This is a genomic window from Streptomyces violaceorubidus, from assembly GCF_000717995.1.
In the GTDB taxonomy this organism is placed as follows: Bacteria; Actinomycetota; Actinomycetes; order Streptomycetales; family Streptomycetaceae; genus Streptomyces; species Streptomyces violaceorubidus.
This window is the reverse complement of sequence record NZ_JODM01000002.1, coordinates 574,659-598,474: the sequence shown is the minus strand read 5'-3', so window position 1 is coordinate 598,474 and position 23,816 is coordinate 574,659. Positions and strand designations below refer to the sequence as shown.

Below are 23,816 nucleotides of genomic sequence, written 5' to 3'. Positions count from 1 at the left end.
ACACCGCAGCCCGATCGCTTACGAGATAGCGTCCGAAACAACATCAACTACGCTGACGCAAGCCGCATAACCCGTGTCCAGAACTCGGGGTCAAGGCCCGACTGCAGCTGGTACTCGCCCTGCGGCTGGTCGCATGCTGTGGACGAGGCCAAGGAATGGGCCTCAGAAAACAAGGCGGTAATCGGCGGCTATGTCGCTGAAGTAGCCGTCGGTGTCGCGTGCTACTCCGCAGCCGGAAGCGCCAGTCTGGCCACCGGAGGCGTGAGCCTTGCGGCGAGTGCAGGCTGCGGAGCCCTCGCGAGTGCCGCCGGCGCGGCTACGGAAAATGCCCTGACACCAGACGCGGACCACAGTGCAACCGGCCAACTCGAAGAACAATTCAACGCTGCTGCGTGGGGCGCAGCATCGAGCGTTGTTGCCTACGGGATCGCGTCCAAGCTCCGCCCGTGCCTCCACAGCTTCCTGCCAGGAACCGGCGTTCTCATGGCAGACGGCACACATAAAGCCATCGAAGACGTTCAAGTTGGCGACAGTGTCGTCACCACTGATGTGAAGTCAGGTGAAACGACAGAAAAGAAGGTCGTCGACACCATAACGACCGAAGACGACAAGAACTTCACCGAATTGACCGTGGCAACAGACGATGAACCATCCGTCATCGTCGCAACCGACACCCACCCCTTCTGGACCGTCGACCGCCACGAATGGACCGACGCGGGAAACATTCACCCCGGCCAGTTGCTGCGCACCAGCGCAGGGACTCACGTCCAAGTCACCGCAGTCAGCCACTACACCAAGCGCCAGCGTACACACGACCTGACGATCGAAGACATCCACGCGTACTATGTACTCGCTGGGGCCACGCCGGTACTCGTTCACAATTCTGGCGGCTGCAACGTTGCGGATGGTCCCCGACTTCAGGCGAAGCTTGCAGCGGAAGAGCTGGCTGGAGCAGACGGGCACGCCTTCCAGAAGCATGTCGTAGAGCAGGGAGAATTCCCTGGAATCCGGACTCGTGCGCAATTCTCCAACATGATTGAAGATGTAATTCTAAACGGGGAGCGTCGCGTGCGATCCGATGGTGCATCTGCCTATTGGCGGAACGGGGTAATTGTGATCCGCAACCCCGGATCGAGGGACGGTGGTACTGTCTTCGCACCTCAAGAGGGCTATAGCTACTTCACCAGGAACTTCAGGTCGCAGTGAGAGGATGGTTCTGATGCACGTAGAGGATCACGGAGATCAGATCGTGATCACGATCCCTAGGGCGGAATTCTTTCTAGTCGAAGCGCTCATGATGGAAGCGCTAGAGACTGGGGATGACCGGGACTTTCAGACGCGCGTAGGGGCAACCAAGGATCAGGTGAGGGCTCTCCTTAATAGCCTGCCGGATCTGCCGCTCGGCGGTGGAAGCTAAATGTCATGATGTGATCGCTCGTGCAAATATGAAGCCCCGTCAGGCGTGTCCTGGCGGGGCTTTTGCGTGGGGTGACGGCAGTAGTTGACGGCAACGTCAGCGGACGAGGGCGTTCTGGGGTGGCGGTTCGTCGCCGTCGGGGCGTGCTGTTTCCGGGCCGCCGAGCGTGGTGGTGAGGGTGTCGATGGCGTTGCGTTGGAGGCGGAGTCGGACGTGGGCGTACACCGTGGCGGTCACGCCGATGTGGGCGTGACCCAGGAGTTCTTTGATGACGAAGAGTTCGACGCCCTGTTCCAGGAGGAGGGTGGCGGTCGAGTGGCGGAGGTCGTGGAACCGGATGGGGCGCAGGTGGGCGTCTCGGAGCAGGGCGTTGAAGTGCCGGGTGAGGGTGGCGGGCTCGATCGGGTGGCCGTCCGTTCGCGTGAAGACGTATCCGCTGCCCTGCCACCGTGAGCCCGTCTGTTCCCGCTCCCGGTTCTGCAGGGTGCGGTGAGCGTGCAGGGAGGTGACGCAGGAGGTTGGCAGGGCGATGCGTCGTTCGGAGCTTATGGTCTTGGTGGGCAGGGTGACCAGGCCCTGGCTGCGGGTGCGTTGGAGGGTTCGGCGGATGGAGGCGGTATGGCCGTCGAAGTCGAGGTCTTCCCAGCGCAGGCCGAGGAGTTCGCCCTTGCGTAGACCTGTGCGCAGGGCGAGCTCGAACAGTGCGGCGTGTCGATGGCCCTGGGCGGCGGCGAGGAAGTGGCGGGCTTCGTCGGCGGTGAGGGGGTTGAAGCGGCGGGGGCGGGGCGTGCCGGTGCGGACGTTGCGGGCGACGTTGCGGGGGATCTCTTCTTCGCGTACGGCGTGCTCCAGTGCGGATTTGAGTAAGGAGTGGATGTAGGCGAGCGTCAGGGGTGAGAGGTGCTTGCGACAGCAGTGGCCGAGTGCGCAGCAGCGCGGACGTCGGCCGGTCTGGGTGTCGGGTTTGCGTCGGGCGTCGATGCCGTGGGCGCAGCACTGGCAGATGGTGCGCAGCTCGTTCAGCCAGGTGCGGATGTTCTTGGCGGTGAGTTTCGCGAGTTCAGTAACCCTGCCTAGCTTCGACAGCTTCGAACAAGCCCGCAACAAAGCGCTTGATCTGTTGGGTGAGGTTGATCCAGCTACTCGGCAGCCGTACATCGGACGTCTCGAATCTGCGCCGACGACCTACGGCAAGGTAGTGGGAATCACTACTCGGGTTAACGGTGAATTCAAGAGGTTCAGGATGGATTACGATCCAGTGAAGGGTCCCCATATCAACGTGGAAGTCGGCAAGGGGGATTCGGCACGTAAGTGGGCAGTGCCATGGAATGGAACGGAAGACGATTTCGCGAGAATGCTTGGCGGTAATTCGTGACGCTCGACGATGTATACGGAACCAGGCCGGACCTCCTGCCCAAATCTATGATTCGAGTGGTTCGTGCAGATCAGCAGGGTGGTCGACGGCTGACTTGGGTTGGCCGGCCGGGTGTGCATCTGCTGAACCTGGATCAGCATCTCCAGTACGAGCGCGAAAGCCTCAGTCATTACCCGCGCAGCTCTGACGGTGCGATCTCGTGGGGCGCGGTGGCTGATGGTTTGGTGCTCAGCTCGATGGAGTTGGGTTCCATCGAGCTGAGCACCGTAATCCAACAGTTCGCCCCGAGGGCTGACAGTCTCATCTTTTTCTGGGAGAGCTTGGCGGTTCCGAGTGTAGAGATGGGGCTTGAATTCTCCATCTCTCGCCTGCTGGATATTGCAGAATCCGTACCAGAATTCTGGATCTATTCCCCAGGTGACCGCATTGTGGTGGAGAGTTCGTTCTCTGGCGTAGTGACTGTGGCCCATATTCCTGTGGAAGAAGATGGCCAGAGTCCTGCGTAACGCCGTTTGACGGCAACGCTGACGGCAACGTCAGCGTACGACCACCGCTGAGGGCGGCGGCTCTTCGGAGTCGTCGCCCTCAGCCAGTGCCTCGCGTGGGAGGCCCTCAACTGGTGCGGGCATTCGACAGACTGGCACCGCACGGCACGCTGGTTGTCGTCGGCGATGTCACCATGCAGCCCGTGCAGTTCCCGCCCGGCGCGTTCCTGGGCAACGACGGACGCCACGGACGCTCCATCGTCACCTTCCACCTCCAGGACGGTCCCCTCCCCGGCCCGGACCTGACCTGGCTCGCCGACCGCCTCGCGGCAAGGGACCTCACCCCGCACATCTCCTGGCGCGGCAGCTGGAACCAGGCCGATGAAGCCGTCGCCGCCGTCCTGGGCCGCAGCCTCCGCGGCAAGGCGGTCCTGGACATCACGCCATAGCCAGTGCTCCAACGGGCAGCATTCGCCCACTTCCTCCCGCGAGGCCAGCGGGTGGTCGGCGCCGACGGCCACGCCCATGCCCCGGCCGGCGGGTACGGCCTCGACGCGCAGGTCCGTGAGGTCGTAGGCAGGCAGGTCTTCGCCGATCGTCACCACGGCCACCTCGATGCGTCCCGCGCGCAGGCGGCGCAGCCGTGCGGGGGTACGCCTTGGCCGGGCGGGCGATCGCCCGTGGCACCAGACTCGCCGCCGCGGAACCGTCCTTCGGCGTCACGAAGACATCGACATTGCAGACCTCGTCCAAGTCCTCGCCGTCGCTGGGCAGGAACGACGCCTGGGAGTCCGCCCGGCGGACCCGATACCAGGGCGCGTCCCACCCTTGCTCGATCGGTGCAGGCGATGTGCTGGGGTTCGTCGCGCGCGTGTTGCTGCTCGGGGTCGTCGATCTCAACCGAGATCCTCTGTCCCGTTGCCGGCGTCCGGCTCCGTGAGGTGGGCCTTCTTCGCCCGCTCGTGGCTGTGCCCGCCGGTCGGGCTGTGCCGTGTCACCGAATTGGTTCAGCGATTTTCGGCCATGGGGCGGCTGGAAATGTATCGGTGGCGAGATTTATTTACCATTGAACAGCTTGAGGGTCCTTTCTGGAATATCACTTTCCACTTTCTTTACTCTCCGTTGACCCTCGCTGTGCGAGGTCTCCGATGGTCGAAGTTCCGTTGTCCACGCATAGGCGCAGGTCATTGTGCTGCCGTCTGAATTCCGCTTCTCCTGTTGGAGAAAGGGAAAGTGAGCCGGCATCGCTCGCATTCCCCAAGACGTTGACAGAAGCCGGTTCCGGACTGTTGTATGACTGTCATCCAGGGGGAGAGACGGCAAAAGGCTGACCAGCCGGTAGGTCCGACGTCGTAGCGGCGTCGTTTTGACCATTGCCGTCTCCGGTAGGGGGAGACGAAATGAGCAAGATCAAGCACACACTTCCGATCGCGGTCGCGGGTATTATCCTGACGGCCGGAAGCATCGCCGGCCCGAGGGTCATCCAGACCGAGTCGGTGGCCGCCACCGCGGAGAGCTCGTCGACCACCGGGGCCTCGTCGACCACCGACACCTCGCCCGGCGCCGCGGCCTCCGTGGACGCCGCGGCCAAGACCAAGGCGGGTATACGGGTCGCCGCCACGTCCCCCGAGGAGCTGCTGAGGCTCCTGGGCGAGCGCATCGTGGCCAAGGACGTCGACGGCATCGTCGCGCTGCAGGAGCCCGAGGCCGCCATCGTCAACTGGGACGGGTCGGTCATCCGGGGCCACGCGGCGATCCGTGCCTTCTACGTCGACTGGTTCAAGTCGAACCCCGTGCTCACCGTGAACCCCCGCCAGACCGTACTGGCGGGCGGATGGCGCGGGTGGGACAACAAGGTGCGTCAGCGCACCGCGGCCATCATGGGCGACTACACCCTGGAGCAGGACGCGGCGGACGGAACCCGCGAGAGCTTCACCGGCAATTTCTGCGACACCGTCCAGGAGCAGCTGGACGGCACCTGGCTGTACGTGCAGGACAACCCGTACCCGCCGCACGGCGGCCCGGCCGCGCCGACGGCCGCCCACCACTGACCCGACGTACTCGACATTCCTCTCCGTATTTCCCAACAGTCGGGCGACCGGTGAATTGACCGTGCTCACGCGCGCGTAATGCGTCGCCTTTTCGGAGTTCGCCGACGGGTCGCTCTTTTTGCCTCCCGGCATGTCGAATCGAGGAACTCCGGGGGACATGGACGGTCGGGCGTCGGCCGCACTGTCGTGCCGAAACGGTGTGCCGACACGTCGGAGAGTGGGGAGCAGAATTGAACGCCATATCCCTCCACGATTCACCATCCCTCATCGCGCAGCAGCAACCCCAGTGGGAAGACCCGGCAGAGGTCGAGCGGGTCCGGGACACGCTGGCGGGCTTGCCTCCACTGGTGGAGACCGAGTCGCTCGGCACGCTCCGAACCCGGCTCGCCCAGGTCGCGGCCGGGCGGGCACAGGTGGTGCAGGCAGGCGACTGCGCGGAGGACTTCGCCGAGTGCACCGCGGGTGACGTCGGACGGAAGGCCGCTCACCTCGATCTGCTCGCCGGGGTCATGAAGGCGATCACCAAGCAGCCGGTCATCAGGGTCGGCCGGATCGGAGGTCAGTACGCCAAACCCCGCTCGGCCCGCACCGAGACCGTCGACGGCGTCGAGATCCCGGTCTACCGGGGACACATGGTGAACGGCCCCGAGCCGGACCCCGAAGCACGGCGACCGGACCCCCGGCGCCTGCTCGCCGGCTACCGTGCCGCCCGGCAGGTCGTCGGCCACCTCTGTCCGACGCCCCGGGACCCGGCCGTGTGGACCAGTCACGAGGCCCTGCTGCTCGACTACGAGATCCCGATGCTGCGCGCCGACCGGGACGGCCGGCTCGCGCTCACCTCCACCCACTGGCCGTGGGTCGGGGAACGGACCCGGCGGCTCGACGGGGCCCACGTCGCCCTGCTGGCCGACGTGGTCAACCCCGTGGCCTGCAAGGTCGGCCCCCGCGTGACCACCGCGGAACTGCTCGGTCTGTGCGAGCGGCTCGACCCCGGCAGAACACCGGGCCGACTCACCCTGATCGCCCGCATGGGCGCCGACGCGGCGTCGGACCTGCTGCCGCCGCTGGTCAGGGCGGTGCGCGCCGCGGGGCATCCCGTGATCTGGCTGGTCGACCCCCTGCACGCGAACACCGTGACCACCGCCGAAGGACGCAAGACCCGGGTGGTGGAAACCGTCGTCCGCGAGGTCACCGCCTTTCAGGCGGCCGTCCGCGCGGGCGGCGGGACGGCGGGTGGCATCCACCTGGAGACCACCCCCGACGCGGTGACCGAGTGCGCCGACACCCCGGACACCACCGACCGCGTCGGCGCCACGTACACGACGCTGTGCGACCCACGGCTCAACCCCCGCCAGGCCGTGTCGGTGGTGTCGGCCTGGCAACCGCAGACGATGACGAACCGAGCCGAGGGAGAACCGTGCCGGGCTTAGCACCGATATCCGCCTACGCGCTGCCCACGGCGGCCGAACTGCCTCCCGCCACGGCGCGTTGGACCCCCGATCCGGCCCGCGCGGCCCTGCTCGTCCACGACATGCAGAGGTATTTCCTCGCCCCCTTCCCCCCGGCCGTACGGAACCCGCTCGTGCGCCACTGCGCGCAGCTGCGGGAGCGGTGCGCCGCACTCGGGGTCCCCGTCTTCTACACCGCCCAGCCCGGCGGCATGACGGACGAGGAACGCGGACTCCTCAAGGACTTCTGGGGCCCGGGCATGCGCGTGGACCCCGCCGACCGCGAGATCGTCACGGAGCTCACGCCCGGGCCGGCGGACCGGGTGCTCACCAAATGGCGCTACAGCGCCTTCTTCCGTTCGGATCTGCTGGCGCGACTGCGCGCCCTCGGCCGCGACCAGCTGATCCTGTGCGGGGTGTACGCCCACGTCGGCGTGCTGGCGACCGCCCTGGAGGCGTTCACCAACGACATCCAGCCCTTCCTGGTCGCCGACGCCCTCGGTGACTTCTCCGCCGACCACCACCGGCTGGCCCTGGACTACGCGGCCGCTCGGTGCTCGGTGGTCACCACCACCGAGGAGGTCTTTCGATGAACGACCCACGGTTGCTCGACCACCTGCTGGGCCCCGAACCGGGTGCCTTCGCCCTGCTGCACCGACCCGAGACCGTGGGACCGGACAGCGTGGAGATCCTGCTGGGCCGGATCCGCACCCCGGCCCGGCTCGCCGACATCCCGTCCGCGTCGGCCGAGAGGTCCGGGCGGCCCGGTGAGGCACGGCACGAGACGCTGGTCCTCGTACCCCACCGGCAGATCACCGAACGCGGCTTCGCCACCGCCGAGGACGGCTCCCCGCTGCTCGCGATGGAGGTGACCCACCAGCAGCTGACCAGCGCCTCCGAGGTGCTCAGGGCGCTTCCGGACGAGCCCCTCACCCTGACCGAAGGACGCTTCGACACCGACGACGACGCCTACGCGGACACCGTCCGCGCGGTCCTCGACAGGGAGATCGGCACCGGCGAGGGCTCGAACTTCGTCATCAGACGCTCGTACGTCACCAGCATCACCGGCTACTCGACGCGCAGCGCGCTGAGCCTCTTCCGCCGGCTGCTCGCCCGGGAGAGCGGCGCCTACTGGACGTTCGTCGTGCACACCGGGGCGCGCACCTTCGTCGGGGCCACCCCGGAACGCCACGTCAGCCTGCGCGACGGCGTCGCCGCGATGACGCCGATCAGCGGTACCTACCGCTACCCGGCCACCGGACCGGTCCTGTCGGAGGTGATGGAGTTCCTCACCGACGGCAAGGAGACCGACGAGCTGTACATGGTCCTCGACGAGGAACTCAAGATGATGGCCCGGGTCTGCCGGGGCGGCGGCCGCGTGAAGGGGCCGTATCTGAGGGAGATGTCCCGGCTCGCGCACACCGAGTACACCATCGAGGGAAACAGCGACCTGGACCCCCGCGACATCCTGCGGGAGACGATGTTCGCCCCCACCGTGACCGGCAGCCCGCTGGAGAACGCGTGCCGGGTCATCGCCCGCTACGAGCCCCAGGGCCGCGGGTACTACGGGGGAGTCGCCGCGCTGATCGGCCGCGACGCCGCCGGCGCGCACACCCTGGACTCGGCCATCCTCATACGCACCGCCGACATCGTGGCCTCGGAGACCGACGGCACCGGTCACGTGCGGGTCGGGGTGGGTGCCACCCTGGTCCGGCACTCCGACCCGCACGCCGAGGTGGCCGAGACGCACACCAAGGCGGCGGGGGTCCTCGCGGCCCTCGGCGCGCAGGAGCGGCTCGACGCCCACCCGCTGATCCAGGAGGCCCTGGAGGGGCGCAACGAGACGATCGCGAACTTCTGGCTCAGCGAGGCGGAGCAGCGCGCACGGCCCCACCCGGCGCTGGACGGCCGCCGGGCGCTCGTCGTCGACGCCGAGGACACCTTCAGCGTGATGCTCGCCCACCAACTGCGCTCCATCGGGCTGACCGTGACACTCAGCCGCTTCGACGCGGCCCACCGCTTCGACGACTGGGACCTCGTCGTCATGGGCCCGGGACCCGGCGACCCGCGGGAGAGCGACCACCCGAGGATGGCCCGGCTCACCGCCGCCATCGAGGAGTTGCTCGTTCGACGCGTCCCCTTCCTGGCCGTGTGCCTGAGCCATCAGCTGCTCAGCCGCCGCCTCGGACTCGAACTGCGGCGCCGGGACGTCCCGAACCAGGGCACCCAGCGCGAGATCGACCTGTTCGGCTCGCGCGAACGGGTGGGCTTCTACAACTCCTTCTCGGCCCGCGCCCGGGCCGAGCGGCTGGAGTGCCCGGGCATCGGCGAGGTGACGGTCTGCCTCGACGCCGGCACGGGCGAGGTACACGCCCTGCGCGGCCCGCACTTCGGCTCGGTGCAGTTCCACCTCGAATCCGTACTCACCCGGGACAGCGAACGGGTCCTGGCCGAGCTGCTCGCACCGCTGATGGAGACCGCGGAGGTATTGAACGCATGAAAGCCACCCTCTCCTGGTGGGACCTCACCGGGTCCGGCCAGACCATCGACTCCCTGCGCGTCTACCTGCGCGACGAGGGCGTCGAGCCGTGGAAGGAGGTCCACGGCATGCGGTTGAAGTTCTGGATCTCCGACCGCGAGACCAACCGCTGGGGCGCCGTGATGCTGTGGGACTCCGGAGCCGACCTGACGGCGCCGATGCCCCCGAACCGGGCCACCGAACTCATCGGCTACCCGCCCACCGTCCGGATGCTGTCCGACGTCGAGGCCCTCGTCGAAGGGGCCGGCTCCGGCGGCCCCGCCGAACGCGGCCTGGCCTTCGAAGGGATCGGGAATCCGTCGTGAGCGCGTCACAGCCCTCCACGACCGCCGACGAGTTCGCCGCGCCGCCCGCGGACCCCATGGCGCTGCTGCGGACCTGGTTCGACCGCGCGGTCGCGGACGCCGTCCTCCAGCCGGGCGCGCTGGCACTGGCCACCGCCGACACCCGGGGCCGGGCCTCCACCCGGATCGTCCAGGTCCTGCACGTGCGTGAGACGGGCCTGGTCTTCGCCAGCCACTCCGACAGCCGCAAGGGGCGTGAACTGGCCGACACCCCTTGGGCGTCGGGGCTCTTCTACTGGCGCGAGGCCGCACGCCAGGTGAGCGTGAGCGGCCCGACCCGGCCCCTGCCCGCCGAGGAGTCCGACGCCCTCTGGCAGGCCCGGCCCGTCGACACCCACCCGATGTCCGTGGCGGCCCACCAGAGCGCGCCGCTGCTCGACGAGGAGGCACTGCGCCAACAGGCCCGGGGACTGGGCCGGGACGGCTCGGCGCTGCCCCGCCCGGAGCGCTGGATCGGCTACCTGCTGGAGCCGGCGTCGGTCGAGTTCTGGCAGTTGGAACCCGAGGACCGGCTGCACCGGAGGCTGCGTTACGAGCGCGAGGGCACCGGCTGGCTCACCAGCCGGCTCCAACCCTGACCCGCTCAAGGACCGAGGACTCGAAAGGAAGAAGGGCAAGTCGATGTGTGGAATCACGGGCTGGGTCTCGTTCGACCGGGATCTGACGCAGCAGCGCGAGCGACTGGACGCGATGACCCGGACCATGGACTGCCGGGGCCCGGACGCCGGCGGTGTCTGGCTCGACCGGCGGGCGGCGCTCGGCCATCGCAGGCTGGCGGTCATCGACATCGAGGGCGGGACCCAGCCGATGGTGCTGCCCACCGACGACGGGCCGGTGGTGATCACCTACAGCGGTGAGGTCTACAACTACACCGAGCTCAGGAGCGAACTGCTGCGCCGGGGCCACCGCTTCGAGACCCGCAGTGACACCGAGGTCGTGCTCCACGGCTACGTGGAGTGGGGCGAGGCCGTCGCCGAACGGCTCAACGGCATGTTCGCCTTCGCGGTCTGGGACTCCCGGGTCGAGAAGCTGGTCCTGATCCGCGACCGGATGGGCGTCAAGCCGCTCTACTACTACGCCACCGACGACGGCGTGCTGTTCGGCTCCGAGCCGAAGGCCATCCTCGCCAATCCGCTCGCCGACCGCGCCGTCGACCTGGCCGGACTGCGGGAGCTGGTCAGCTTCACCCAGACACCCGGCAGCTCCGTGTGGTGCGGGATGAACGAGGTGGTCCCCGGCGGCCTGGTCACCGTCGACCGCTCGGGCCTGCGCGAGCACCGCTACTGGACGCTGCCCACCCGCCCGCACACCGACGACCGGGAGACCACCGTCGCCACCGTGCGGGAACTGCTGGAGGACATCGTCAGCCGCCAGCTGGTCTCCGACGTCCCCCGCTGCACCCTCCTCTCCGGCGGCCTCGACTCCAGCGTCATCACCGCGCTGGCCGCCGCCAAGCTGGGCCGGCCCGGCGAACACGGCGAGGCCGGGGAGAAGGTCCGCAGCTTCGCGGTGGACTTCGTCGGCCGGGAGGACGACTTCGTCGCCGACGAACTGCGGGGCACCACGGACGCCCCGTACGCCCGCGAGGTGGCCGCGCACGTCGGCTCGCAGCACGAGGCGATCGTGCTCGACCACGCCTCGATCGCCGACCCGGACGTGCGCCGGGCCGTCATCACCGCCCGGGACAGCCCGCTCAGCCTCGGCGACATGGACACCTCGCTGTACCTGCTCTTCAAGGCGATCCGGCAGCAGTCGACGGTCGCCCTGTCCGGCGAGTCCGCCGACGAGGTCTTCGGCGGGTACCGGTGGTTCCACCTGCCGGAGGTCCAGGCCGCCCAGACCTTCCCCTGGATGGCCGTGTTCGTCAGCGGCGCACGGGCCCAGGTGTCGGACCGGTTCAACGCCGACATCACCGCCGCCCTCGACCTGCCCGCCTACATCAAGGACCGGTACGCCGAAGCGCTCGGCGAAGTGGAGCGGGCCGAGGGCGAGAGCGACCACGAGGCGCGCATGCGGGAGCTGTGCCACCTGCATCTGACGCGCTTCGTGCGGATGCTCCTGGAGCGCAAGGACCGCATCAGCATGGCCGTCGGCCTGGAGGTCCGGGTCCCCTTCTGCGACCACCGGCTCGTCGAGTACGTCTACAACACCCCGTGGTCGCTGAAGAGCTTCGACGGCCGGGAGAAGAGCCTGCTGCGCGCCGCGACCGCCGACCTGCTGCCGAAGTCGGTGCTGGAGCGGGTGAAGGCCCCCTACCCGGCCACGCTGGACCCGCACTACACCGGCGCGCTGCTCCAGCAGTCCAAGGAGCTCCTCACCACCGACGACCCGGTCTTCGACCTGGTCGACCGCGGCTGGCTGGAGAACATCACGCGCCAGGACTCCGCCACCATGCCGATCGACGTCCGCAACGGCATGGAGCGCGTGCTCGACCTGAGTACCTGGCTGGACATCTACCGGCCCGAGCTCCGGCTCTGAGAGCGGATGCCGGACGGCCCGCACCCCAACCACGGATCGAGGGAGACGAGATGGGAACGGACAACGCCATGCCGGAGGGGACCGACGCCGGCCTCGACCCGCGCGCCCGGCACCGGGCCGTCGTCGCGGACTACATGACCCGCAAGGGCGAGAACCGGCTGACGCGCTACCTGCTCTTCACCGAGGACGGCAGCGCCGGCCTGTACACCAGCGACACCGGTGAACCGGTCGTCTCCCAGGGGCACGTGAAGCTCAAGGCCCACGGCGAGTGGTCGCTGCGCATGTTCCCCGACTGGGAGTGGAAGAACGTCGAGATCTTCGACACGCAGGACCCCGGCAGGTTCTGGGTCGAGTGCGACGGCGAAGGGCAGATCCTCTACCCGGACTACCCGCCCGGCCACTACAGGAACCACTTCATCCACGCCTTCGAACTCGAGGACGGAAGGATCAAGCGGCAACGCGAGTTCATGAACCCGTTCCAGCAACTGCGCGCGCTGGGCATCGAGGTCCCGAAGATCAACCGCGGCGGAATCCCCACCTAGGGAACGCGTTCGCGCGTCCACGTCGTCCGCACACACAGCAAGGGCAGCGACAGATGGCATCCCAGCTCAACCCCTACCTCGCCTTCGACGGCAACGCCCGTCAGGCCATGGAGTTCTACCAGGAGGTCCTCGGCGGCACGCTGGAACTGGGCACCTACGGAGACTTCGGGTCGGCCGAGATGCCCGACCCCGACAAGATCATGCACGCGACGCTCAGCACCGAGGCCGGTTTCACGGTGATGGCGTGGGACGTCCCGGAACGGGTCCCCTTCGACCCGGGCACCAACGTGGCCCTCTACCTCGGCGGAGACGACGCCCGCCTGCGGGAGTACTTCGAGAAGCTGTCCGCGGGCGGCACGGTGGCCATGCCCCTCGCGAAGCAGATCTGGGGCGACGAGGCGGGCACGCTCGTGGACAGGTTCCAGATCACCTGGATGTGCAACATCAGGCAGCCGTCGTGACCGGCCGGCGGACCGTGAGGGAGAGGTCTCGATGACAGCCGACGTGCAGGCCACCCGGGACGTGGTCGACATCATCACCGGTGGGTGGCGGGCGCAGGCGCTCTACACCGCGGTCAGACTCGGGCTGCCCGACCACGTCGCGGCCGGCTGCGCCCACGACGCCGAACTCGCCAAGGCCAGCGGCGCGAGCGAGCAGGGCGTGCACCGCCTGATGCGCCTGCTCGTGGCCCTGGGCGTCTTCGAGGGCAGCGACTCGGCGGGCTACCGCGGCACCCGGGTGAGCGCGGCGCTGCTCGACGGCCCCCGGTCGCTGCGCGACATGTGCCTGCTGTACGGCGAGGAGTTCTACTCCGCCTGGGACCACGCCCACCACGCCATCAGCACCGAGAGCTCCGGCTTCGAAGTCGCCTACGGCCGGCCGTTCTACGACTATCTGGGCGATCACCCGGCCCTTGCCCGGCGGTTCCAGCTCACCATGAACGCCGCGAGCATGTTCTTCCACCAGGTACCCGAGGTCTTCGACTTCGCGGGGAAGAAGGTCGTGGACGTCGGCGGCGGCGGGGGGAACCTGCTCGCCACGATCCTCGCCGCCGCGCCGGACGCCACGGGCACCCTCCTCGACCGCGACCACATGACGCCCAAGGCCCGCGAGCACCTGACCGCCGCCGTCGGGCCGGACCGCGCCGAGGTGGTCGGCGGCGACATGTTCGAGGGCGTCCCGGAGGGCGGGGACGTCTACATCCTGTGCCGGGTGCTGGCCGGCCACGACGACGAGGACGTCGTCGGTGTCTTCGAGCACTGCCGCCGCGCCATGGCGGGTCCCTCGTCCCGGCTGCTGGTACTCGACCGCTTCGTCGCGGACGAGGACTCCACCGTGCTTCCCGCGCTGTGGGACCTGCACCTGCTGGTGACCACGGGCGGCGAGCACCGCACCCTCGACCGGATCGCGCGGCTGCTGGAACGGGCGGGCCTGTCCGTCGAGAGCACCGCGGAACTGCCGATGGAGACGACCGCCCTGATCGTCGCGGCGCGCACACCGTAGCGGCACCCGGCACGGCCCGGTCGCCGCCGGATGCGAGCGGAGTACAAGCGGCAGCGCGAACAGGAGAAGACCCGTGCTCAAGTTGGCAACGATCGGCGTCTACGGCTTCGACGCCGAGTCCTACCTCGAACGACTGCGGCAGGCCGAGGTGCGCCTGCTGCTCGACGTACGGCAGCGCCGCGGGGTCCGCGGCCCCGAATACGCCTGGGCGAACTCCCGGCGGCTCCAGGCCACCCTCGCCGAGGCCCGCATCGCCTACGCGCACCGCCGGGAGCTCGCCCCGACGACCGAGCTGCGGCAACTCCAGTACGCGGAGGACGACCGCCAAGGGGTCGGCAAACGCTCACGCCGGGAGCTCGCCGCCGAGTACACCCGGCGCTACACCGCCGAGATACTCGAGGCGGCCGACCTCGACTCGGTCGTGGCGGCCCTGCCGAACAGCGGGAGGGCGGCGCTCTTCTGCGTCGAGCGCGACCCCGAGGCCTGCCACCGGTCGCTGGTCGCCCGGCGGCTCGTCGAGGACTACGGCGTCACCGTCGAACACCTGAGGCCGATGTGAGGGGCGAGCTGCTCCCGGCCGGCGCACCGAGACCGCGGATCGCGGTCTTCGCCGGACCGACGGCGACGATCCTGAACACCCCGGACCTCATCACCTCGAACAAGGCGCGCGCACGCCACGGCCTGCCGCTGAGGCCCGGCCGGTCAGACGTCCTGCGGCCCCAACGGCTGGCGGCCCCGGTGACGTTGTACGTCGAGGCGTTCAGCGCGCACCCGCTCGAAGAGGACGCCGCCGGCCTGTACGCCCCGCCCGACGGCTGGCTCGACGAGGACGGCGCCTTCCACACCGTACGGCCGTCCGAGGGCGCCAAGCCGGTGTACGTCGTCGAACTCGACCCCGCCGACGGCCTCTACCCCCTGCCCTACATGGGGAGACAGGCGGACGGTTCGGCCTGGGAGGAGACCTCGGCCGCGCCGTACGCGGCCCCGGCCGAGGCCCGCCAGACCTTCTACCCGGACGCCCGTCGCCTCTACGAGGAGATCGAGCGGTTCGGCCTCGCCGACCACGGCACCCCCGTCGAACTGGGCTCCGTCGCCGACTTCGCGTTCTTCCGCGCGGCTCCCTCCGGCGGGTACACGACGGGTGCCGGGTCCGAGCGGCTCGGGCGGGACTTCTTCGTCTACTACCCGTACCACCTCCAGAGCGAGCCCGGCCTCGCGCACCTGGCCCTGGCCACCAACCAGGTCCAGGCCGTGCTCGACACCGGGGAGTTCACCGGCGTGCAGTGGTTGGAGGGCAGCCCGACCGTCGACGAGACCCTCTACTGGTTCGGCCTCCTGATCGACACCGGGGTGCCGCTCGTCGGACACGCCGCGCAGCGCCGCCACCAGTCACTGAGCGCGGACGGCGACCGCAACGTGGTGGACGGCGTCAAGTTCATCGCGTCCGGCGTCGCCCTGGACGAACGGGGCGAGAGCCGCGTCGGTGCCTGCGTGATCGTCGACGAACTCGTCTACTCGGCCCGGGACGTGACCAAGGTCGACGCCCGGCCCGGCGGTTACGAGGTCACCGGAGGCCACGGGGGAGTCGTCGCCGACCTCGGGGGCTACGGGCCTCCGCAGCTCACCTACCTCCCCGCCCGCCGGCACACCCAGCGCTCGGAGGTGCGCCTCACGGTGCTTCCCGAGACGGTCGTCGGCGTCACCGGGAGCCTGGACGCCGGCGTCACCCCGGCCGAGGTCCGGATCAAGGACGCCGACGGGCTCGTGCCCTCCGCCATGCCGCACGTCTCGATCACCAAGTACAGCCGGTACGCGGCGACGGGCACCGGGACCGACGACCCGCCCGTCGCCGAGGAGGAGGTCGAGATCCTCGCCCGGATCGACGCCAACCTCGCCGGCTTCCCGCTCTCGGGCTTCGTGTGCGAGGGCATGTCACCGTTCGGGATGGCGGACCCCACGAAGAACGCGGCGCTGAGCGTCGCCGTCTTCGCCGGCCTGCCGGTGGTCCGCACCGGCCGCGGCACCACCGGGGGCATGGCGTACCGCACCGACCCGGTCTTCGTCTCGGGCAACAACCTGACGGCCACCAAGGCGCGCATGCTCCTCATGGCCGCGCTGCTCAGGTTCGGCGCCCTGCCCCCGGCCGCGGACCCGTTCGCCCCCACCCCGGACGAACGCGCGGCCACCGAGAAGGCCGTCGCCCAGTACCAGGCACTCTTCGACACGCACTGAACCGGACGGGAACCCATGGGTACGTACGAGTACGTGGTGGCCGACGTCTTCACCGACGTGCCGCTGGAAGGCAACCCCACCGCGGTCTTCCCGGACGCCTCCGGCCTCAGTGCCGGGCGCATGCAGCAGATCGCGCGGGAACTGCACCTGTCGGAGACCGTCTTCGTGCTCCCCCCGGAGCACGACGGCGACATCCGGGTCCGCATCTTCACCCCCGTCAACGAGCTGCCCTTCGCCGGGCACCCGACCCTCGGCACGGCCGTGGTGCTCGGCGCGTCGCACGAGGCGAAGGAGCTGCGGATGGAGACCGCCAAGGGCACCGTGTCCTTCGAACTGGAGCGGGACGCCGACGGCCGCACCGTCGGCGCCGAGATGCGGCAGCCCCTCCCGGTCTGGGAACCCTACGACCGGGCGGCCGAACTCCTCACCGCCCTCGACCTGGTGGACACCGGCAGCACCCTGCCCGTCGAGGTGTACGACAACGGGCCCCGGCACGTGTTCGTCGGTCTGGACGGCGTGCCGGCCCTCTCCTCGCTGGAGCCGGACCAGCGCCTCCTCGCGAGGCTGCCCGACATGGCCGCCAACTGCTTCGCGGGCTCCGGAACGCACTGGCGGCTGCGCATGTTCTCGCCCGCCTACGGGGTGGTCGAGGACGCCGCCACCGGCTCGGCCGCGGGGGCGGTGGCGGTACACTTGGCGCGGCACGGACTTGTCCCGTTCGGGGAGTGGATCGAGATCCGTCAGGGGGTCGAGATGGGGCGTTCCTCGACGATGCGCGCTCGCGCGACCGGGACACCGGAACGGATCGAATCGGTCCAAGTGGCCGGAGCCGCCGTCGTGGTGGCCCGGGGCACGCTGTTCGCGTAGCCGCCGGAATCCCGCGTGACCGACCCATCGAGGAAGGGCCGCCCTTTGTGTCCAGCAGAGCACCGTCCGTCGGGCCCCGGCGCGCGGGAGAGCGTCCGGCGTCTCACCGCGGGGCGGGTGGCGGGATGACGGCCGAGGACGACGGTCTCTTCGCCCTGCCGGAGGCGCAGGACACTCCACCGGGTCCGCCCGGGGCGCAGACCGCGAGCGCTCGGGCCGACGCCCCGCTCGCCGTGCGGATGCGGCCGCGGTCGCTCGCCGAGGTCGTCGGCCAGGCTCACCTGCTGCGCCCCGGCGCTCCCCTGCGGCGGCTGGCCGAGGGCGGCGAGGCGGCATCGGTGCTGCTCTACGGCCCGCCGGGCACGGGGAAGACCACCCTGGCGCGCCTGATGGCCGCCGGCGCCGCCCGCCGGTTCGTCGCCCTGTCGGCGCTGACCAGCGGCGTCAAGGAACTGCGCGACGTGATGAACGAGGCGCGCCGGCTCCGCGACGGCCGGGGCCTGCGCACCGTCCTGTTCGTCGACGAGGTGCACCGCTTCTCGAAGACCCAGCAGGACGCGCTGCTCGGAGCCGTCGAGGACGGGCTGGTCCTGCTCGTCGCCGCCACCACGGAGAACCCGTCGTTCTCGGTGGTGTCCCCGCTGCTCTCCCGCCTGTTGGTACTGCAACTCCAGCCCCTGGGCGAGGACGACCTCCGCGAGCTGCTGCGCCGCGCGGTGAAGGACGAGCGCGGCCTCGACGGCGCGGTCTCGCTCACACCGGAGGCCGAGGACGCCCTGGTGCGCCTCGCGGCCGGTGACGCCCGCAGCGCCATGACCGCGTTGGGAGCGAGCGCCGACGGGGTGACGGGTACCGGCGGCACCGTGGTCGACGTCGCGGCGGTGGAGCGCGCCGTCGCCGAGACCACGGTGCGCTACGACCGGCAGGGCGACCAGCACCACGACGTCGTCAGCGCGTTCATCAAGTCGATCCGCGGCTCGGACCCCGACGCGGCGCTGCACTACCTGGCGCGCATGCTGGTCGCCGGCGAGGATCCGCGCTTCATCGCGCGGCGCCTGGTGGTGCACGCGAGCGAGGACGTCGGGCTGGCCGATCCCACGGCCCTCCAGGCCGCCGTCGCCGCGGCCCAGACGGTCCAGCTGATCGGCATGCCCGAGGCCCGCCTGGCCCTGGCCCAGGCCACCGTGCACCTGGCCACGGCACCGAAGTCGAACGCGGTGATCGTGGGAATCGACGAGGCCATGTCCGACGTCCGGGCGGGCGCCGTCGGCGAGATCCCCGCGCACCTGCGCCACAGCCGCTACACGGGCGCCAGGGAACTGGGCAACGGGGTCGGCTACCGCTACCCGCACCGGGCCCCCGGGGGAGTGCTGGCGCAGCAGTACCCGCCGGGCGACCTCGTGGCGAAGGACTACTACCGCCCCACCCGGCACGGCGGCGAGCGTGACCTGCACGAGCGCCTCACCAGGCTCCGCCGTGTCGTCAGGGGCGAGGAGCCGTAGCGCCGGGAGGGCGCGAAAGGTGTCGCGCAACCGAGGAACCGGCCTCATGGGTGTGAGGCCGGTGCCGGGGCGCGTCGCACGGCGGGCGAGGCGCCGGCCGCCCGCCGCACGAGCCGTCCCGACGGGCCCGGGCGGCGGGGGAGGCGGGTCCGCGTCAGGCGACGGCGGTGCCCTCCAGCTCGACCATCTGACCGGGGATCGCCAGCCGTGTCACGCCGAGCATGGTGGTGGTCGGCGCGACGCCGGCCGCTCCCAGGCGGCCCGCCAGCACACCGTAGTGCTGGAAGAGCACATCGACGTCGGTCGTGTAGACGTTCAGCCGGACGAGGTTCGAGAGGGTCATGCCCGCCTCGGCGAGGACCGCCTCGATGTTGTCGACGGCCAGCGCCAGCTGCGCCGCCATGTCACCGTCGTGCTCGGGCTTGCCCTCCTTGCTCATCGCCGTCTGGCCCGAGATGTACAGGGTGCGCGAGTGCCCGGAGACGACCTCGCCCTGGTTGAAGCCCATCTCGACCGACCACGACACCGGGTTGACCGCGTTACGTTCCATTGCCGCACCTGCTCCATTCGGTTCATGACACCGCGCACGCTCGTCACATCGGCGACCGCCGCGCTCTGACGTCGTGCGATGAACCCTGCCAGGAAAACGTGACACCCTTGGTCATGTATTCGCTAGGGTCTTCCCATGCGCGCCGACCGGTTGGTTTCCCTGGTCCTGTTGCTGCGTCAGCGAGGCCGGATGACCGCCGAGACACTCGCCCGCGAGCTGGAGGTGTCGACCCGTACGGTGCTGCGCGACATCGAGGCGCTGTCCGCTGCGGGGGTCCCGGTCTACGCGGAGCGCGGGCGGCACGGCGGCTTCGCGCTGCTGCCGGACTTCCAGACGGCGCTCACCGGCCTCAACCACGACGAGGCGCTCGCCCTCGTGGTCGCGGGATCACGGCGCGGCGCGCAGCTGTTCGGTCTGGGATCGGCGCTCGCCTCAGCCGTGCTGAAAGTGGTCGACGCGCTGCCGGAGGGGCTGCGGGACACGGCCGTGGGAGCGGCGCAGCGGCTGCTCATCGACCCCGAGACCGATCTGCTCTCGCGTCGTGTGGCCCCCGAGGAGGTCTCCGACTCCCTCGCCGCCGAGGTCCGGCGCGCGGTGTTCGCCGGGCACAAGCTGCGGATCTACTACGAGGCGGTGGGCCGGCTCCCGCAGTGGCGCACGGTGGACCCGATCGGCCTGGTCACCGTCAGGGACCAGGGCTACCTGCTGGCCAAGCGGGGCGCCGAGGACCGTACCTACCGGCTGAGCCGGGTCCTGGCCGCCGAGGAGCTCGACGAACCGGCGCAGCGTTCGGACACGGTCGACCTGGACCGTGCCTGGCGCGAGCGCAACGTGCGGTTCCGGACCGGCGGCGACACCACCACCGTGGTCGTCAGCGTGGACCCCGAGCGCCGGGAGCACCTGGTCGCCACCGCCCTCGCGGTCCGCTCCGAGGAGACCGACGAGGGCGGCCGGCTCCGGCTGCACGTCGACTTCCAGGACGCGCGGCACGCGGAGTGGGCGCTGTGGCAGCACGCCATGTACGCGGAGGTGGAGGAGCCGCAGTGGCTGCGTGCCGCACTGCACCGTCGCGCGACGGTGATCGCGGCCCGCTACGGGGCACCGGCCTGAGAGTTCCCCCCACCCCCGCGAGGCCCTGGGCCGGCCTCGCGGGGGCGGGGAGGAGAGTCAGGTGCGGGTCCAGCGCTGGTTGCTGCCGTTGGAGCAGGTGTAGAGCTGGATCAGGGTGCCGTTGGCCGTGCCGGTGCCGACCGCGTCGAGGCAGAGGCCGGACTGGACGCCGACGATGGACCCGTCGGAGTTGAGGCGCCACTTCTGGTTGTCGCCGCCCCAGCAGCTGTAGATCTGGACCTTGGCGCCGTTGCCCGTGCCGGCGGCGTCCAGGCACTTGTCGCCGTACACCCTGAGCTCGCCCGCGTCGGTGGCGGCCCACTGCTGGTTGGTGGCGCTGTGGCAGTCCCACAGCTGGACCTGGGTGCCGTCGGCGGTGCCGGCGTTGGGCACGTCCAGGCAGCGGCCCGAGCCGACGCCCTTGATCTGTCCGCCGTCCGCGGGGGGCTCGGAGGAGCCGCCGCCGTTGAGCGCGTTGAGGACGGCGGTGTAGGCGGCCTTCTTGCTGCCGTCGTTGTTGAACAGCAGCGGCGTCTGCTCCGACCGCCACGAGTCGCTGTCGCGCACACCCCAGACGGTGATGCCGAGGCAGCGCGCCACGGCCAGGCAGTCGTTGGTCACGTTGGCGTACGTGGAGGCCGGGGCGCCCTGGATGTCGAGTTCGGTGATGGCCACGTCGACCCCGAGGGCGGCGAAGTTCTGGAGGGTGGTGCGGAAGTTGCTGTTGTAGGGGCTGCCGCTGTTGAAGTGCGACTGGAAGCCGACGCAGTCGATCGGCACGCCGCGCTGCTTGAAGTCCCGGACCATGGCGTACATGGCCTGGGTCTTGGCCCAGGTCCAGTCCTCGACGTTGTAGTCGTTGTAGCAGAGCTTGGCGGACGGGTCGGCGGCGCGTGCGGCGCGGAAGGCGACCTCGATCCAGTCGTTGCCGGTGCGTTGCAGGTTGGAGTCCCGTCGGGCACCCGAACTGCCGTCGGCGAAGGCCTCGTTCACCACGTCCCACTGCGCGATCTTGCCCTTGTAGTGGGCCATCACGCCGTTGATGTGGTCGATCATCGCCTGGCGCAGCGCGCTGCCGCTGAGGCTCTGCATCCAGCCGGGCTGCTGGGAGTGCCAGGCCAGGGTGTGGCCGCGCACCTTCTTGCCGTTCTGCACCGCCCAGTTGTAGACGCGGTCGGCGGCGGAGAAGTTGAACTGACCCCGCTGCGGTTCGGTGGCGTCGATCTTCATCTCGTTCTCGGCCGTCACCATGTTGAACTCACGGGCCGCGATCGACGTGTACGCCGAGTCGCCGAGCTTGCCCGAGGCGATGGCGGTGCCGAAGTAGCGGCCGCTCTGCGCCGCCGCGGCACCGAGCGTGCTCTCGGCGGCGTGCGCGGTCGGCGGCGGCGCCACCAGTGCGGTGGCCGTGCCGAGGACGCCGACGAGCAGCGCCAGCAGCAGGCCGCGGGCCTTGTGGCGGACATCGGGTCTGGGGAGGGCGTAGGAGCCCATGGCTGTGCCTCCAAGGGAGTAGTCACGGGAGGACTGGAGCGCGGGGAGGTCGGTTTCCCAGACACGGATGATTGGGCTCTTGTCGATGCTCGGTCAACACTCCGTGCAAGAAAAATTTCTGTTTTCTTCCGAAAGTTTCGACCTTCTGTACACGTGCGCAGGTCGGGGGAGGGTGCGGCTTGTCCCGGCGCTCGTTCCGTATGGAATGTGGTTTCACGCCGGGTATCTGGCCTGAATGTTTCGAAGAGTCATACGAACGTGCGAGAGCTGTTGACGGCGTTCCCCGGCTCCCTATGATGCAGAGCGCTCGACACCCCGACTGCTGTTCGACATCACGAACGGATCGTGTCGCCGAGTCGCTCCATCACACCGCAAGGAACCACCCACCCGAGTCGAGGGAGTTCCCATGCACAGAGCAAGTTTCCGCCGCGGGCGCCCGTCCGCGGTGCTCGCCGCCACGCTCGCGGCGCTCGCCGCGCTGGCGGCGACGCTCGTCGCCACCCCGGCCCGGGCAGCCGAAAGCGGCGCCCTGCTCGGGGTCGGTTCGAACCGGTGTCTCGACGTGCTGGGCGGCAGCCAGACCGATGGCACGCTCCTGCAGATGTACGACTGCTGGGGCGGGGACAACCAGCAGTGGACGTCGACCGACACCGGCCGGCTCACCGTGTACGGCACCAAGTGCCTGGACGTTCCGGGGCACGCCACCACGCCCGGTACGCGGGTGCAGATCTGGTCCTGCTCCGGCGGTGCGAACCAGCAGTGGCGGGTGAACTCCGACGGCACGGTCGTCGCCGTCGAGTCCGGCCTGTGCCTGGAGGCCGCGGGCGCCGGTACGGCCAACGGCACGGCCGTGCAGATCGGAACGTGCAACGGTGGCAGCAACCAGAAGTGGACCGGCCTGACCGGGACACCGCCGACGGACGGCCCGTGCTCCCTCCCGTCGACGTACCGGTGGACGTCCACGGGCGCGCTCGCGCAGCCGGCGAACGGATGGGCCGCGGTGAAGGACTTCACCACCGTCACGCACAACGGCAAGCACCTGGTCTACGCCTCGAACGTGGCGGGCTCCTCCTACGGCTCGATGATGTTCAGCCCCTTCACCGACTGGTCGGACATGGCGTCGGCCGGGCAGACCGGTATGAGCCAGGCCGCCGTGGCGCCCACGCTGTTCTACTTCGCGCCCAAGAACATCTGGGTGCTGGCCTACCAGTGGGGTGCGTGGCCCTTCATCTACCGCACGTCCAGCGACCCCACCAACCCCAACGGCTGGTCCGCCCCGCAGCCGCTGTTCACCGGGAGCATCTCCGGCTCCGACACCGGCCCCATCGACCAGACCCTGATCGCCGACGGCCAGAACATGTACCTGTTCTTCGCCGGTGACAACGGCAAGATCTACCGGGCGAGCATGCCGATCGGGAACTTCCCGGGCAGCTTCGGCTCGTCGTACACCACGGTCATGAGCGACACGAAGGCCAACCTGTTCGAGGGCGTACAGGTCTACAAGGTCCAGGGCCAGAACCAGTACCTCATGATCGTCGAGGCGATGGGCGCGAACGGGCGCTACTTCCGCTCCTTCACGGCCTCCAGCCTGAGCGGCTCGTGGACCCCACAGGCCGCGAGCGAGAGCAACCCCTTCGCCGGCAAGGCCAACAGCGGCGCCACCTGGACCAACGACATCAGCCACGGCGACCTGGTCCGCGACAACCCCGACCAGACGATGACCGTCGACCCCTGCGACCTGCAATTCCTCTACCAGGGCAAGTCGCCCACCGCGGGCGGCCCCTACGACCAGCTGCCGTGGCGGCCGGGCGTCCTCACCCTGCGGCGCTGACCCCCGGATTCCTGGAGCGCCGGGGCCTCGCGGTCGCCCCGGCCGGCC

The 23,816-nt window shown here is 69.6% G+C and carries 21 protein-coding genes and 1 pseudogene; 19 read left to right on the top strand and 3 right to left on the bottom strand.

The genetic code is table 11. The features are described 5' to 3' along the window. Nucleotides 1–138 precede the first annotated feature (138 nt). Nucleotides 139–1,206 (top strand): polymorphic toxin-type HINT domain-containing protein, encoded by a 1,068-nt coding sequence (locus IE94_RS37710; RefSeq protein WP_245235185.1) that lies wholly within the window; start codon nt 139–141, stop codon nt 1,204–1,206. A 307-nt stretch (nt 1,207–1,513) separates the two neighbouring features. On the opposite strand, the pseudogene IE94_RS0106580 reads toward IE94_RS37710, so the two are convergent. Further along, nucleotides 1,514–2,479, bottom strand: a pseudogene (locus IE94_RS0106580) (tyrosine-type recombinase/integrase); the annotation flags it as partial. Between the two features lie 309 nt (nt 2,480–2,788). Between IE94_RS0106580 and IE94_RS0106575 the strand changes: the two are divergent. The 16 genes from IE94_RS0106575 to IE94_RS0106500 all read left to right on the top strand — a co-directional run bounded on the left by IE94_RS0106575 (nt 2,789) and on the right by IE94_RS0106500 (nt 18,783). Continuing rightward, nucleotides 2,789–3,298, top strand: a complete 510-nt coding sequence (locus tag IE94_RS0106575) for a hypothetical protein (protein WP_157849325.1) — start codon at nt 2,789–2,791, stop codon at nt 3,296–3,298. An 86-nt stretch (nt 3,299–3,384) separates the two neighbouring features. Next, complete coding sequence (locus IE94_RS0106570; RefSeq protein ID WP_342450747.1) at nt 3,385–3,726, top strand: zinc-binding dehydrogenase; 342 nt, start codon at nt 3,385–3,387, stop codon at nt 3,724–3,726. Nucleotides 3,727–4,677: 951 nt separating this feature from the next. Then, a complete protein-coding gene (locus IE94_RS37120) occupies nt 4,678–5,328 on the top strand; it encodes a YybH family protein (RefSeq protein WP_051777305.1) in 651 nt (216 codons plus the stop codon). 230 nt (nt 5,329–5,558) lie between these two features. Then, nucleotides 5,559–6,758 (top strand): 3-deoxy-7-phosphoheptulonate synthase, encoded by a 1,200-nt coding sequence (locus tag IE94_RS0106560; protein WP_030179572.1) that lies wholly within the window; start codon nt 5,559–5,561, stop codon nt 6,756–6,758. Further along, a complete protein-coding gene (locus IE94_RS0106555; RefSeq protein ID WP_030179569.1) occupies nt 6,746–7,369 on the top strand; it encodes an isochorismatase family protein in 624 nt (207 codons plus the stop codon). The genes IE94_RS0106560 and IE94_RS0106555 overlap by 13 nt, the downstream gene beginning before the upstream one ends. Further along, on the top strand, nt 7,366–9,276 hold the full coding sequence (locus IE94_RS0106550; protein WP_030179566.1) for an anthranilate synthase family protein: 1,911 nt from the start codon (nt 7,366–7,368) through the stop codon (nt 9,274–9,276). Before IE94_RS0106555 ends, IE94_RS0106550 begins: the two co-directional genes overlap by 4 nt. Further along, nucleotides 9,273–9,620 carry a hypothetical protein gene (locus IE94_RS0106545; RefSeq protein WP_030179563.1) on the top strand — a complete coding sequence of 116 codons (348 nt, stop codon included), beginning with the start codon at nt 9,273–9,275 and terminating at the stop codon, nt 9,618–9,620. The genes IE94_RS0106550 and IE94_RS0106545 overlap by 4 nt, the downstream gene beginning before the upstream one ends. Next, the gene (gene phzG, locus IE94_RS0106540) at nt 9,617–10,237 is read left to right on the top strand and encodes a phenazine biosynthesis FMN-dependent oxidase PhzG (protein ID WP_030179554.1); all 621 of its coding nucleotides are present in this window, start codon (nt 9,617–9,619) and stop codon (nt 10,235–10,237) included. The genes IE94_RS0106545 and phzG overlap by 4 nt, the downstream gene beginning before the upstream one ends. Before the next feature lie 43 nt (nt 10,238–10,280). Further along, complete coding sequence (gene asnB / locus IE94_RS0106535; protein WP_030179553.1) at nt 10,281–12,137, top strand: asparagine synthase (glutamine-hydrolyzing); 1,857 nt, start codon at nt 10,281–10,283, stop codon at nt 12,135–12,137. Between the two features lie 50 nt (nt 12,138–12,187). Further along, nucleotides 12,188–12,679, top strand: coding sequence for a PhzA/PhzB family protein (locus IE94_RS0106530; protein WP_030179549.1), 492 nt, complete (start codon nt 12,188–12,190; stop codon nt 12,677–12,679). 53 nt (nt 12,680–12,732) lie between these two features. Beyond that, nucleotides 12,733–13,140, top strand: coding sequence for a VOC family protein (locus tag IE94_RS0106525; protein WP_030179546.1), 408 nt, complete (start codon nt 12,733–12,735; stop codon nt 13,138–13,140). Between the two features lie 31 nt (nt 13,141–13,171). Next, nucleotides 13,172–14,182, top strand: a complete 1,011-nt coding sequence (locus IE94_RS0106520; protein ID WP_030179544.1) for a methyltransferase — start codon at nt 13,172–13,174, stop codon at nt 14,180–14,182. A 73-nt stretch (nt 14,183–14,255) separates the two neighbouring features. Further along, a complete protein-coding gene (locus tag IE94_RS0106515) occupies nt 14,256–14,741 on the top strand; it encodes a DUF488 domain-containing protein (protein ID WP_030179541.1) in 486 nt (161 codons plus the stop codon). Continuing rightward, nucleotides 14,738–16,414, top strand: coding sequence for an asparaginase domain-containing protein (locus IE94_RS0106510; protein ID WP_245235184.1), 1,677 nt, complete (start codon nt 14,738–14,740; stop codon nt 16,412–16,414). Before IE94_RS0106515 ends, IE94_RS0106510 begins: the two co-directional genes overlap by 4 nt. A gap of 15 nt (nt 16,415–16,429) precedes the next feature. Further along, nucleotides 16,430–17,281 carry a PhzF family phenazine biosynthesis protein gene (locus IE94_RS0106505; RefSeq protein ID WP_030179536.1) on the top strand — a complete coding sequence of 284 codons (852 nt, stop codon included), beginning with the start codon at nt 16,430–16,432 and terminating at the stop codon, nt 17,279–17,281. A 125-nt stretch (nt 17,282–17,406) separates the two neighbouring features. After that, on the top strand, nt 17,407–18,783 hold the full coding sequence (locus IE94_RS0106500; protein WP_030179533.1) for a replication-associated recombination protein A: 1,377 nt from the start codon (nt 17,407–17,409) through the stop codon (nt 18,781–18,783). A 154-nt stretch (nt 18,784–18,937) separates the two neighbouring features. On the opposite strand, the gene IE94_RS0106495 is transcribed toward IE94_RS0106500, so the two are convergent. Then, complete coding sequence (locus IE94_RS0106495; RefSeq protein WP_030179530.1) at nt 18,938–19,333, bottom strand: RidA family protein; 396 nt, start codon at nt 19,331–19,333, stop codon at nt 18,938–18,940. Nucleotides 19,334–19,468: 135 nt separating this feature from the next. On the opposite strand from IE94_RS0106495, the gene IE94_RS0106490 reads away from it, so the two are divergent. Further along, entirely contained in the window at nt 19,469–20,443 is a 975-nt protein-coding gene (locus tag IE94_RS0106490) for a helix-turn-helix transcriptional regulator (protein WP_030179526.1), read from the top strand. 57 nt (nt 20,444–20,500) lie between these two features. On the opposite strand, the gene IE94_RS0106485 is transcribed toward IE94_RS0106490, so the two are convergent. Continuing rightward, on the bottom strand, nt 20,501–21,937 hold the full coding sequence (locus IE94_RS0106485) for an endo-1,4-beta-xylanase (protein ID WP_030179523.1): 1,437 nt from the start codon (nt 21,935–21,937) through the stop codon (nt 20,501–20,503). 406 nt (nt 21,938–22,343) lie between these two features. Here IE94_RS0106485 and IE94_RS0106480 point away from each other — a divergent pair, with 406 nt between their 5' ends. Next, on the top strand, nt 22,344–23,768 hold the full coding sequence (locus IE94_RS0106480; RefSeq protein ID WP_030179520.1) for a non-reducing end alpha-L-arabinofuranosidase family hydrolase: 1,425 nt from the start codon (nt 22,344–22,346) through the stop codon (nt 23,766–23,768). Nucleotides 23,769–23,816 lie beyond the last annotated feature (48 nt).